Annotated in this window: 6 protein-coding genes and 1 pseudogene; 2 read left to right on the top strand and 5 right to left on the bottom strand. The window is 73.0% G+C overall.

The features are described 5' to 3' along the window. The first annotated feature begins 39 nt into the window (after positions 1–39). Entirely contained in the window at positions 40–1,215 is a 1,176-nt protein-coding gene (locus Pma05_RS26785; RefSeq protein ID WP_239313131.1) for a glycoside hydrolase family 3 N-terminal domain-containing protein, read from the top strand. Between the two features lie 39 nt (positions 1,216–1,254). Here the strand turns inward: Pma05_RS26785 and Pma05_RS26790 are convergent, their stop codons facing one another. From Pma05_RS26790 to mfd, 3 genes are all read right to left on the bottom strand, one after another. Next, on the bottom strand, positions 1,255–2,259 hold the full coding sequence (locus Pma05_RS26790) for a nucleoside triphosphate pyrophosphohydrolase (RefSeq protein WP_203860236.1): 1,005 nt from the start codon (positions 2,257–2,259) through the stop codon (positions 1,255–1,257). Between the two features lie 92 nt (positions 2,260–2,351). Then, the gene (locus Pma05_RS26795) at positions 2,352–3,071 is read right to left on the bottom strand and encodes a hypothetical protein (protein WP_203860237.1); all 720 of its coding nucleotides are present in this window, start codon (positions 3,069–3,071) and stop codon (positions 2,352–2,354) included. Positions 3,072–3,211: 140 nt separating this feature from the next. Then, entirely contained in the window at positions 3,212–6,829 is a 3,618-nt protein-coding gene (mfd, locus tag Pma05_RS26800; RefSeq protein ID WP_203860238.1) for a transcription-repair coupling factor, read from the bottom strand. Between the two features lie 618 nt (positions 6,830–7,447). Between mfd and ppc the strand changes: the two genes are divergently transcribed. Continuing rightward, positions 7,448–10,234: a phosphoenolpyruvate carboxylase gene (ppc, locus tag Pma05_RS26805; RefSeq protein ID WP_203860239.1), complete on the top strand. Its 2,787-nt coding sequence runs from the start codon at positions 7,448–7,450 to the stop codon at positions 10,232–10,234. Positions 10,235–10,242: 8 nt separating this feature from the next. Here the strand turns inward: ppc and Pma05_RS26810 are convergent, their stop codons facing one another. Continuing rightward, on the bottom strand, positions 10,243–12,741 hold the full coding sequence (locus tag Pma05_RS26810; protein ID WP_203860240.1) for a hypothetical protein: 2,499 nt from the start codon (positions 12,739–12,741) through the stop codon (positions 10,243–10,245). Positions 12,742–12,859: 118 nt separating this feature from the next. Then, positions 12,860–13,213: pseudogene (locus Pma05_RS26815) on the bottom strand (ABC transporter permease); the annotation flags it as partial. Positions 13,214–13,287: the final 74 nt, after the last annotated feature.

Consider the following 13,287-nt stretch of genomic DNA (forward strand, 5'->3'; position numbering starts at 1 on the left):
TGCCGCGCGGCCCTGGTCACCGACCGTAGCGTGGGTCAGGTGAAGGATGCTCGCCTCAGCCGCCGGCTGCTGCTCGCCGGCTTCGGCTCGGCCGCGGTGGCGGCCGGTACCGCCGGCTGCGGCTCGGGCCGGACCCCGGCCCGGCTCGCGGCCACCCCGTCCCGGCAACCCGGCCCGGCCCGGCGCGGCGAGACGGCGCTCCGCCGCAAGATCGCCAGCCTGCTGGTGGTCGGCTTCCAGGGCCAGCAGGCGGCCGAGGCCGGATGGGTCGTCAACGCGATCCGGGAGGGGCTCGGCGGCGTCATCCTCTTCGACCGCGACCTGAAGACCGACGCCGTCCGCAACATCAGCTCGCCGGGCCAGGTGACCGCGCTGGTGAAGGCCCTGAAACAGGCGTCGCCCGGCCGGCTGCTCGTCTCGATCGACCAGGAGGGCGGCCAGGTCGCCCGGCTCAACCCCGAGAACGGCTTCCCGGCCACCCAGTCGGAGGCGGAGATCGGCCGGGCGGACTCGATCCCGACCACCCGGGCCTGGGCGGACGGACTCGTGCGGAGCCTCAACTCGATCGGGGTCAACCTCAACTACGCACCAGTGGTCGACCTGGACGTCCGTCCGGACAGTCCCGCCGTCGGCAAGCTCGAACGCAGCTTCTCCGCCAACCCCGACGTGGTGGTCCGGAACGCGGCCGAGGAGGTACGGGTGCACCGGGCCGCCGGAGTACGGACGTCGCTGAAGCACTTTCCGGGGCTGGGCAGCGCGACCGGGAACACCGACTTCGCCGTCGTGGACGTCAGCGACTCCTGGCGGGAGACCGAACTCGAACCGTTCCAGAAGCTGATCGCCAAGGGCGCGGCCGACTCGGTGCTGGTCGGCCACGTACTCAACCGGAAGCTCGACCCGGACCGGCCGGCCTCGCTGTCCCGGGCGGTCGTCACCGACCTGCTGCGCGGCCGGCTCGGCTGGCGCGGCCCGGTGGTCAGCGACGACATGCAGGCCGTGGCGATCAGCAGCCGGTTCGGCCGGGACGAGGCGGTCGCGCTGGCCCTGGAGGCCGGCGTCGACCTGCTGGTCTTCGGCAACCAGCAGGAGTACGACCCGAACGTCGTCGGCCAGACCCTCGACAACGTCGTCCGGCTGGTCCGCTCCGGCCGGCTCACCGAGGCGCGGATCGACGAGTCGGTGGCCCGGGTCGACACGCTCCGCCCCAAGCGCTGACCACCCACCCGCTGCCCCCGAGGCATGCCCGCCCCGAGATCAGGACGGCGGTACGGAATCCTGTTCGGCCGCGCGGACCGTGGCCGCGTAGTCCAGGGTCGCCTGGCGCAGCGCCGCCTCGGCGTCCAGCCCCGCCGCCTGGGCCCGGGCCACCGTCTCCAGCAGGTTCGCGCCCAGCCGGACCGTCTCGTCCGCCCCGGCCGGCGGCTTCGGCGGCGGCAGGTCGAGCCCGGACCGGTCGACCCGGTGCAGTATCTTCGCCGCCAGCGCCAGCGCCGGCTGGGAGAGCGCCACCCCGTCCAGCGCGGAGGCCCGGGGCTTCTCGGCCCGCTTGATCCGCTCCCAGTTCTCGATGATCTCGTCGATGCCGCCGACCTCGGTACCCGCGAAGACGTGCGGGTTGCGCCGGACCATCTTCGCCACCAGGCCACCGGCCACGTCGTCGATCGACCAGCGCTCGTCCTCGGGCAGGTTCTCCGCCAGCCGGGCGTGCAGCACCACCTGCAACAGCACGTCCCCCAACTCCTCGCGGAGCGCGACGAGATCGTTCGCGGCAATCGCGTCGTACGCCTCGTAGCACTCCTCCAGCAGATATTGCGCCAGGGAGGCGTGGGTCTGGGCCCGCTTCCACGGGTCACCGCCGGGCGAGGCGAGCCGGTCCATCACCGCGACCGCGTCGAGCAGCCGGGCGCCGGGTGGGTCCCAGGAGCCGTACATCAGCTCCAGCTCGGCCAGCCCGGGTTGGCGGGCCAGCCGCAGCCCCAGCTCCCGGGCCAGTTCCTCGTCGCCGGCCGGACCGGCCAGCCAGACCGCCGTACCGTGCGAGGCGACCGTGCCGAGCAGGTCCGGTACCGGAGTCCCGGTGACCGTCACCTCGGCGCCGGCCGCGCGTACCGCCGTGGCCAGTTCGCTCTCCGCGCCGGCCAGCACCGGAAAGCCGCGTACGACGTCCCAGGCGGGCGCGGTCAGCAGCCCGGCCGGCAGCCGGGGCGAGGTGACCAGCAGCACGATCCGACCGGCCGGACCGGGCAGTACGCCGGTCATCGGCCGGGGGAACTGGTCGACGGCAGGTTCTTGGTCGAGGGCGGGGTCAATCGCGGCACGGCCGGTGGTTCGCGCGGTGGGTCGGGCGCCGCTCAGCGGGCGTCGATCACGGTGTCGGCGCCGGACTGGCCGATCGGGATGACCAGCGCCGGGCTGCCGTCCGAGAAGGTCAGCACCGGGTATTCCAGCGGCCGGTAGCGCGGGTTGACCGTCAGGTCGGAGTTCTCCAGCGCCTCGACCAGGGTGTTCCGCATGGCCAGCGCGCGGCGCAGCACGTCGCCGTCGAGCTGCTGCCCGGCCTCGGCGTCCTTGGCCTCCTCCGGGATCACCCCGGCGACCCGGCCCCGGGCCACCACGTCCATCAGCTCCTCCTGGGTCGGCGCGACCGGCTGGGCCACCGGAATGCCGGCCCGGCAGGCGTCCAGCTCGGAGAAGAGTCGCACGTAGCGCGAGTCCGCCGGCAGCCCGGTCGCCTGGGCGACCTGCTCGATCGGGGCCTGCTCGGACGGCGTGAAGCCCTTGTCGGCGGCGAGCTTGAGGCAGACCTCCCGCATCACCAGGGTGCCGACCACCTGGGCCCGGGCCGGCGCCTTCACCTCGGGAGCGTCCGGCGCGGGCGTGGCGCCCGGCTCGTGCCCACCCGGCGGCACCTTGCTCCGGACGTCGTCGAGCACCGAGGTCACCTCGTCCTCGGTGATCTTCTTATCCCCGAGGTAGACGGCGACGCTGGAGTCGGACCGGCAGGCGGAGAGAACGGTGGTGCCGAGCACGGCAATGACCGCGATCGAAGCCAGACGACGGGCACGCTGCATGCTCGACACTCTCTCACGCACCGCTAACCGCTGCCGGCACGGGGTCACCTTCCCACTGCCGGCGCCGGATCACCTTCCCGATGCCGGCACGGGATCACCCTGCCCTCTTCGCTCACGACTGCGGGGCTCGCAAAACCGGCTCACTCCTCGCGCTCACCCAGCACGTCGCGGAGGAGTTGGGCGCACCAGTCCAGCAGCGCCTGGTCGCGCAGCGGCTCGCCGCCGATCCGGCGGGTCGCCGGGCGCGGCACGCTGACCTGGTCGGTCGCCGACTTGTAGACCGCGTCCGGGTGGTAGCGCTTGAGCCGGAGCTGCTTCGAGTCCGGCAGCGGCAGCGGGGAGAACCGCAGGTGCCGCCCCTGGGCCGAGACGTCGGTGAGCCCGTACGCCCGGGCCAGCAGCCGGAACCGGGCCACCGCCACCAGGTTGCCGACCTGCTCGGGCGGCTCGCCGTACCGGTCGGTCATCTCGGCGACCACCTCGGCCAGCCGGGTGGCGTCGCGGGACTCGGCGAGCTTGCGGTACATCTCCAGGCGCAGCCGCTCCACCCCGATGTAGTCGTGCGGCAGGTGCGCGTCGACCGGCAGGTCGATCTTGATGTCGACCTCCTCCTCCGGCCGCTCGCCCTTGAACGCCTGCACCGCCTCGCCGACCATCCGGACGTAGAGGTCGAAACCCACCCCTTCGATGTGCCCGGACTGCTCGCCGCCGAGCAGGTTGCCAGCGCCCCGGATCTCCAGGTCCTTCATCGCCACGTACATCCCGGCGCCCAGCTCGGTGTGCTGGGCGATGGTGGCCAGCCGCTCGTGCGCGTGCTCGGTCAGCGGCTTCTCCGGCGGGTAGAGGAAATAGGCGTACGCCCGCTCCCGTCCCCGGCCGACCCGGCCCCGGATCTGGTGCAACTGGGCCAGCCCGAGCAGGTCGGCCCGCTCCACGATCAGCGTGTTGGCGTTCGGGATGTCGATGCCGGACTCCACGATCGTGGTGCAGACCAGGACGTCGTATTCCTTCTCCCAGAAGCCGACCATGACCTTCTCCAGGGCGTCCTCGCCCATCTGGCCGTGCGCGACGGCGACTCTCGCCTCGGGAACGAGTTCGCGGATCCGCCGGGCCGCCCGGTCGATCGACTCGACCCGGTTGTGCAGGTAGAAGACCTGGCCGTCGCGGAGCAGCTCCCGGTGGATCGCGGCGGCGACCTGCTTGTCGTCGTACGCCCCGACGAAGGTCAACACCGGGTGCCGCTCCTCCGGCGGGGTGGCGATGGTCGACATCTCCCGGATGCCGGTGATCGCCATCTCCAGGGTGCGCGGGATCGGCGTCGCCGACATGGTCAACACGTCCACGGCGGTACGCAGCGTCTTCAGGTGCTCCTTGTGCTCCACCCCGAACCGCTGCTCCTCGTCCACCACCACCATGCCGAGCTGCTTGAACCGGGTCGCCGACTGGAGCAGCCGGTGGGTACCGATCACGATGTCCGCGCTGCCGTCGGCGGCTGCCTCCAGGGTCCGCTCGGCCTCCTTCGGGGTCTGGAACCGGGACAGTTGCCGGATCTGCACCGGGAACTGCCCCATCCGCTCGGCGAAGGTGTTGTAGTGCTGCTGGGCCAGCAGCGTGGTCGGGACCAGTACGGCCACCTGCTTGCCGTCCTGCACCGCCTTGAAGGCGGCCCGGACCGCGATCTCGGTCTTGCCGTAGCCCACGTCGCCGCAGATCAGCCGGTCCATCGGCACCGACTGCTCCATGTCCCGCTTGACCTCCTCGATCGCCGCGAGCTGGTCCGGCGTCTCGGTGTACGGAAAAGCGTCCTCCAACTCCCGCTGCCACGGAGTGTCCGGGGCGAAGGCGTGCCCCTTGGACGCCTTGCGGGCGGCGTAGAGCTGGACGAGCTGGGCGGCGATCTCGCGTACCGCCTTGCGGGCCCGCGCCTTGGCCTTCTGCCACTCGCTGCCGCCCATCTTGTGCAGGGTGGGCGCCTCGCCTCCGACGTAACGGGAGAGCTGGTCGAGCTGGTCGGTGGGGACGAAGAGCCGGTCACCGGGCTGGCCGCGCTTGCTGGCCGCGTACTCGATGACCAGGTACTCCCGGTCGGCGCCGTTGACGGTGCGCTGAACCAGCTCGACGTACCGGCCGATGCCGTGCTGCTCGTGCACCACGTAGTCGCCGGCCCGCAGCTCCAGCGGGTCGATGGTGTTGCGCCGCCGGCTCGGCATCTTGCGCATGTCCCGGGTCGACGAGCCCCGGCCGCCGGTGATGTCGTTGCCGGTCACCACCGCGACCCGGGAGGCGGTGTCCAGGAAGCCGTGGTTGAGCGAGCCGCAGGCCACCACCAGCTCACCGGCGGCGGGCGGGGTCGGCACGGTCTCGGTCAGCGCGGCACCGAGCCCGGCGTCCCGGAGCACCTCGACGGCGCGCTGCGCCGGCCCGTGCCCCTCGAAGACCAGCGCCACCCCCCAGCCGTCACCGACCCAGCGCTTCAGGTCGTCGACCACCCGGGCGGTCTCGCCGTGGTAGAGCGGCACCGGCTGGGCCGCCAGCGCCACCGACTCGCCCGCGTCCGGGGTCACCGTCACCTCGGGCTCCGGCTCCACCGCCCACGGTTCGATCGTGGCCGCCGGCCCGGGGGCGGCCTCGACCAGGCCGAACGGCGACGCCGACCACCAGGGCTGGCCCAGGGTCGCGGCGGTGGCGCGTACCTCGGCCAGGGTCTTGAAGGCGGCGGCGCCGAGGTCCACCGGGGCCTGGCCGCCGACGGCGGCTGCGGCCCAGCTCGCCTCCAGGAACTCCGCCGAGGTACGCACCAGGTCGTGCGCCCGGGTCCGGATCCGCTCCGGGTCACAGAGCAGTACGTGGCTGCCGGCCGGCATGCAGTGCAGCACGAGTTCGAGCGAGTCCGCACCGATCAGGGCCGGGGCGAGCGACTCCATCCCCTCGACCGGGATCCCCTCGGCGAGCTTGTCCAGGATCTCGGCCAGCTCCGGATGCTCCTCGGCCAGCTCGGCGGCCCGGTGCCGAACCGCGTCGGTGAGCAGCAGCTCCCGACAGGGCGGCGCCCAGAGCGCCGGCACCGCCTCGATGGTCCGCTGGTCGGCGACGGCGAAGGTGCGGATCTCCTCCACCTCGTCGCCCCAGAACTCGACCCGGGACGGGTGCTCGTCGGTGGGCGGGAAGACGTCGAGGATGCCGCCCCGGACGGCGTACTCGCCCCGCTTGGTGACCAGGTCCACCCGGGCGTACGCCAGGTCGGTGAGCCGGCGGGCGGTCTGCTCCAGCCCGGCCCCGGCGCCGACGGCCAGCCGTACCGGCTCCAGGTCGCCCAGCCCCTTGAGCTGCGGTTGCAGCACCGAGCGGACCGGCGCGACGACGACACGTACCGGCCCGTCGTGCTCGTCCAGCTCGGGGTGGGCCAGCCGGCGCAGCACACCGAGTCGCCGCCCGACGGTGTCGGACCGGGGCGAGAGCCGCTCGTGCGGCAGCGTCTCCCAGGCCGGATAGACCATGACCTGCTCCGGCGGCAGCAGGCTGCCCAGCGCGGCGGCCAGGTCGTCGGCCTCCCGGGTGGTGGCGGTGACCGCCAGCACCGGACGCCCGGCGCCACCCGCCTGCTCACCGGCCGCCACGGCGGCGACCAGGAACGGCCGCAGCGCGGGCGGGGCGGTGAGGTCGAGCCCGTCGGCGTCCGCGCCGCCGGTGCGGGCCAACGAGCGGGCCCGGGCGAGCGCGGGATCGCGGAGCGCGGCGGTGAGCAGACCGGTGAGCACGCAGATCACAACCTTGCAGATGGGCACGCGGAAAGTGCCCCACGCCCGGTGCGGGCGGGGGGTGCGGGGTGAGGCAGGAACCGGGGCGTTGCCGTGCCGGAAGTGCCCCTCCTCAACGCCGCTGTCAAGCCTATCCCCTGAGCCCGACAAACCCCGGGCCACGCCCGGTACCCGAGCCGGCTGCCGTTTTCGGCAGGACCGGGACGACAACCCCGCCGCTCCGCTCGGGCGTCTCATTCCGGGGAGGGGGCGCGACCTCCGGTTCTCCGGAGGTACGTGCCGGCGACGGGCGGGTGCGGTGGCCGCCCGGCCCCTCCTGCGCGGGCGGGTCCCGGCTCGGATCTGGCGGAGTGCGTTCGACCAGCACTCCGACGGGGGAGATCCGGACCGGGATCCGCCGCTGGCCGTTGCTCGCCGCCGCGTGAGCAAGCTAACGATCACCGGCGACTTCGCCCCGGGACTCGACATAACGTACGTTTTGTCGCCGCCGGATAGGCTCTACCAGTATCCGTGGCCGACCAGTACGGCACGAGCCTCGTTAGCGTTCCGGGACCGGCCGCCGATAACATCCACTGTGTCGGACAACGCTGTCCTCCGTACTCGATCAAGGAGCGCACGGTGACCGACCAGCATGATCACGACGGGCCCGACGCCGCGTTGCGGGCCGACATCCGCCGGCTCGGCAAGCTCCTCGGCCAGACCCTCGCCCGCCAGGAGGGCCCGCCCCTGCTCGACCTGGTCGAGGAGGTCCGCGCCCTGGTCCGGCACGACGCGGAGGCGGCCGCCCAGCGGCTCGGCGCGATGGACGTGACCACCGGCACCAAGCTGGCCCGGGCCTTCTCCACCTACTTCCACCTGGCCAACATCACCGAACAGGTGCACCGGTCGCGGGACCTGCGCCGGCAGCGGGCCGCGCACGGCGGCTGGCTCGACCAGGCCGCCCGGCTGATCCGGGAACGCGGGGTGGCACCCGAGGAGATCGCCTCGGTCGCCCGCCGGCTCTCCGTCCGGCCGGTCTTCACCGCCCACCCCACCGAGGCGGCCCGCCGATCGATCCTCTCCAAGCTGCGCGCCGTCGCCGACGAACTCGACGCCGAGGCCGCCGCCGCGATCCTCTACGGCGCCAGCGACGAGGGCCCGGCCAGCCGGCGCCTCGCCGAACTGCTCGACCTGCTATGGCAGACCGACGAGCTGCGGCTCGACCGGCCGGACCCGACCGACGAGGCCCGCAACGCCATCTACTACCTGCGCGACCTCTTTGCCGAGGCGGCGCCGCAGGTGCTCGACGACCTGGCCGACACGCTGCGCGGGCTGGGCGTGGAGACCGCGCCGACGGCCCGGCCGCTGACCTTCGGCACCTGGATCGGCGGTGACCGGGACGGCAACCCGTTCGTCACCCCGCAGGTCACCCGGGACGTGCTGCTGATCCAGTACGAGCACGGCATCCAGGCGACCGAGGCGGCGATGGAGGCGCTGATCAACGAGATCTCGGTCTCCCGCCGGCTGCGCGGGGTCAGCCTCGACCTCTCCGCCAGCCTCGCCAAGGACCTGGACGCGCTCCCCGAGGTGGCGGCCCGGTTCCGCCGGGTGAACGCCGAGGAGCCGTACCGGCTCAAGGCGCGCTGCGTACGGGCCAAGCTGGCCAACACCCGCCGCCGGCTCAACCAGGGCACCGCGCACGTGCCGGGGCGGGACTACCGGGGCTCCGCCGACCTGCTCGCCGACCTGGAGTTGATGCGCGCCTCGCTGGCCCGCAACTCCGGCCAGCTCACCGCCGTCGGCCGGCTCGCCTCGGCGATCCGTACTGTCGCCGCCTTCGGGCCGCACCTGGCGACGATGGACATCCGGGAGCACGCCGAGGCACACCACGTGGTGCTCTCCCAGTTCTACACCCAGGTCGGCGAGGTGCCGGACTACGCTTCGCTGAGCCGGACCGAGCGGACCAAGTTGCTCGCCGAGGAGCTGACCGGCCGGCGCCCGCTCTCCACCATGGACACTCCGCTGACCGAGCCGGCCCGGAAGACCTTCGACGTCTTCGGCACCGTCCGTGAGGTGCAGGAGCGGTTCGGCGTCGAGGTGATCGAGTCGTACATCATCTCGATGACGCTGGGCGTGGACGACGTACTCGCCGCCGTGGTGCTGGCCCGGGAGGCCGGGCTGGTCGACGTGCACACCGGGCGGGCCCGGATCGGCTTCGTGCCGCTGCTGGAGACCCCCGCCGAGCTGGACGCCGGGGGCGAGCTGCTGGACGAGATGCTGTCGCTGCCGGCGTACCGGGCGATCGTGGCGGCCCGGGGCGACGTGCAGGAGGTGATGCTCGGCTACTCCGACTCCAACAAGGAGGCCGGGATCACCACCTCGCAGTGGTCCATCCACCGGGCCCAGCGGGCGCTGCGGGACGTGGCCGCCCGACACAACGTACGGCTGCGGCTCTTCCACGGCCGGGGCGGTACGGTCGGCCGGGGCGGCGGCCCCACCCACGAGGCGATCCTCGCCCAGCCGTACGGGACGCTGGACGGCGAGATCAAGGTGACCGAGCAGGGTGAGGTCATCTCCGACAAGTACACCCTGCCCTCGCTGGCCCGGGAGAACCTGGAGCTGACCCTGGCGGCGGTGTTGCAGAGCACGCTGCTGCACACCACGCCCCGGCAGCCCGCCGAGGCGCTGGACCGCTGGGACGCCACCATGGACGTGGTCTCCGGCGCCGCCTACCGGCGCTACCGCTCGCTGGTGGAAAATCCGGACCTGCCGGCCTACTTCTGGGCCTCCACCCCGACCGAGCTGCTCGGCGCGCTCAACATCGGCTCCCGGCCGGCGAAGCGGCCGAACACCGGGGCGGGACTGGCCGGGCTGCGCGCCATCCCGTGGGTCTTCGGCTGGACCCAGACCCGGCAGATCGTCCCCGGCTGGTTCGGGGTCGGCTCGGGGCTGGCCGCCGCCCGCGAGGCCGGGATGGCCGACGTGCTGGCCGAGATGCACCGGGCGTGGCACTTCTTCGGCACGTTCCTGTCGAACGTCGAGATGATGCTGAGCAAGACCGACCTGAACATCGCCCGCCGGTACGTCGAGACCCTGGTGCCGGAGCCGCTGCACCCGATCTTCCACATGATCGAGGCGGAGTACGAGCTGACCAAGCAGGAGGTGCTGGCGATCACCGCCTCCCCCGCGCTGCTGGAGAACTCCCCGGTGCTGCAACGCACCCTCGCCGTCCGGGACACCTACCTGGAACCGCTGCACCACCTCCAGGTGGCGCTGCTGCGGCAGTACCGCGACTCGGGCGCCGCCGGCCGGGCCGTGGCCACCGCTCCGGGCGGCCGACGCGCCCCCGGCGACGGTACGGCGCTGGAACGCGCCCTGCTCACCACCGTCAACGGCATCGCCGCCGGGATGCGCAACACCGGCTGACGGCGCCCTCACCGACCGGCCGCCGGTGCCCCGGCCCCGGTCACCGAGACAGTCGCGGCGGCGGTGGACAGGAGTTCGGGGACCGTGCCGGCAAAGTCCTCGACGAGTTCGACGGCGAGCTGCCAGGCGTCCGCGTTGTCGCCGAGGGTGTCCTGGCACATCTGGGGCAGTGGGTTGTCGGACTCCCGCCACCATCCGGCGCCCGCGCCGGCTCGCAGGACGTCGGCCGCCGGGTGGGTGGCGGTCAGCACCGAGTCGAGCGGCAACCGGCAGTCGGGCAGCTCGCGCAGGTACCTGACCACGTACACCGGGAACGGCTCGCGCGCCTGCTCCCTGCGGAGCAGCTCATCGTCGACGGTGTGGCGCTCCACCGTCAGGTTGAGTTCCTCGGCCGCGCTCACCGTGGCCAGGGCGCGCAGGCGGCGGATCCAGGCGTCTGGACCGCTCCGGTCGGCGACCGCCGCCGACAACCGGCCCAGGGCGGCGGCGTCACCACCGTCCTGCTCGGTCGGCGACAGCGCCGACTCGGCGGCGGCACGGGCCCCGACCAGCCACGGAGCCGCCCGCGTGCCGCGCTCGCCGAGGTCGGCGGCGAGCACCCGCCGCGCCGCGGCGACGCCGTCGCGCTCGGCCACCGCGAGGAGCAGCCGCAGTTGCAGCAGCTCGGTCGGTATCCTGACGGACCGCAGCAGCTCGATGGCGACGTCCTCGTCCCCCGAGTCGACCAACGGGGCGAGCCTCCGCCACGATCGGCCCTTCCCCGCGAACGGGCCACGGCCGAAGCAGAGGTCGCGGAGCGGGGCGCCGAGTGGTACCCGGCTGGAGTCGTCGCGGTCGAACCGGCGCGACCCGACGACGATCTGCCGGCGCCGCCCCAGATCCGCCTCGTCAAGCTGGAAGAAGAGCGCGGCGTGCACCTCCGGGTCGCCGAGGGCCAGCAGCCGCTCCCGCTGCGCGACCGGCAGGTCACGGGCGCAGGCCAGCAACCGCAGACACCGCAGGTCCCGGCGGTCGAGCAGGGCGCTGACCAGCTCGGGCTCCACCGACCCGGCGGCGAGCAGGTCGAACACCGCCCGGTCGTCCAGCACCGGCAGTACGTCGACGCGTACCTCGACGGGGCAGGCGGCGACCAGGGCGCGCAACATGGCTCGGGCAGCGCTCATCCGTGGCGGGTCGGCCCCGAGCTGTGCGGACGGCACCGGCGCCGGCTCGGCGTCGGCCCACTCGGCGGTCCGGTCCGCCTGCCTGACCGACGCGTCGAGCAACCGGTCCAGGGTCCGGCGCCAACGGGGCAGCAGCTTCCAGAGCGCCCGCCACGCCCCCGGATCGGTGCCGAGTACGGCGGCGATCCGGGCACCCACCGCATCCCGGAGGGCGACCGACCCCGGCCCCTGGTCGGGATCGTCGTCGATGACGGCGCACAGGGTGGCCATCGGGGTGACGATCTCCAATATCTCGTCGACGGTGACCGTCCCCTGGTCGAGACCGGTCCGCACCACCCGGGCCAGATCCGGATCGGTCTGCCCGCTTCCCCGGGGGCCGCGGATGAAGGCAGCGAGCACCGCCGGACCGACCCCGCGCCGACGTTCGGCGAGGTACGGCAGCAACGGCCGCCCACCCACGCCGACCAGGAACTCGTCCGGACAGTCGCTGCGGCCGAGCAGCGATCTGGTCGCGTTCTCGCCGAACGGCGTGTCGACGTGCTCGGCCAGGACGGCGGGCCAGTCGATCCGGTGCTCGGCCGGCAACCGGCGTTCGTCGGCCCAGTCGTCGAGTTCGCGGAGCAGCCGTACCGACCACTGTGGATCTCGTATAGCAGCGACCTGGCGATCCCAGGCTGTCGTCGGGTACGTGTCGTCGTCGCCATTCCGCTCGCCGCCACGCGGCCCGTCGCCGGACTGCTCGGCGCCGCCCTGCTCGTCGGTGGGCTCCGCCAGGGCGGCGCCGACCAGCTCGGCCACGATCGGGGAGAGGATGCCAGCGCCGAGCGCCGCCGCTGCCTCCACCCGGCCGTGCCACCGCCACAGGTTGGTCACCACCGGCACCTGCGCCTGCCAGTGGTGGATCCTGCGAAGGTACTCGCGGTCGATCTCGGGATCCGGGGTATGCCCGGCAAGCGCATCGACCCTGCGCCAGCTCAGGGACTCCGCGAACCTGACCGGGCTGTCCGGAACCTGCCAACCCGGATCGGCCGGATCGGCATTGTCGAGCACGGTCCTCCGGATCTCCTCGTCGTCGGTGTGCCGCAGCAGCTCGACGCAGAGCCGTGCGTCGCCGCTGGCCGCCACCCGCAGCGCGCTGTCCCGGTGCTGTCGGACGAATGCCGAGTTCCGGACCAGGGCCGCCAGCGCCTCCCCGGCACCGCTGGCGAGCACCGCCTGGGCGAACGCCGCCGGCAGCTCCAGGGTCGACTCGATCGCCTCCCGGGCCCGGGTACTGCGGCTCAGCAACGACGCCAGCACGGCCGGCGGAGCCGAACCGAGCAGGGCGACCAGTTCGTCACTCACGGCTCACCGGCCCGGCCGCGGCGGTCCACACGTCCACTCTGTCGTCCATCGAAAGGCACGCTATTCGACGGGTACGACGAAGGTGGATCCGACCCGCGCCCTCGGTGCGGAAGCGGCCTCAGCTCGTCTCGCCGGCCACGCTGAACGTACGCAGCCGGCGGATCGCCAGCGGGGTGAAGCCGACCGTGAAGACCGCGCTCATCACGATCGCCACCGGCAGCGACACCGACCCGTCCAGCAACGCCGTCGGCGCGATCCGGTCGGTCAGGGTCACCACGTAGTGCTGCACCGACAGCACCCTGGTGCCGGAGACGATGTTGCCGAGCAGGCCCTCCCAGATCAGCACGTACACCAGGCCGAGCAGCACCGGACGCCGGGTCAGCAGGCTCAGGGCCAGGAAGAACGCCGAGTACGCCAGCGCGCCGACCGCACTCGCGGCAGCCACCCCGAGCCCGAAGCGTACGGCTGACGCCCGGCCACGACCCGACAACGGCGTGTCCGCCGAAGGTCGGTCTTGACATCGACGCCGTTTGATGTCGAAAATCT

It is taken from the genome of Plantactinospora mayteni, assembly GCF_016862935.1.
Lineage (GTDB): Bacteria > Actinomycetota > Actinomycetes > Mycobacteriales > Micromonosporaceae > Plantactinospora > Plantactinospora mayteni.

Coding starts and splice junctions, on each gene's coding strand:
- Pma05_RS26790 (WP_203860236.1), bottom strand. CDS start 2,259: ATGACCGGCGTACTGCCCGGTCCGGCCGGTCGGATCGTGCTGCTGGTC.
- Pma05_RS26795 (WP_203860237.1), bottom strand. CDS start 3,071: ATGCAGCGTGCCCGTCGTCTGGCTTCGATCGCGGTCATTGCCGTGCTC.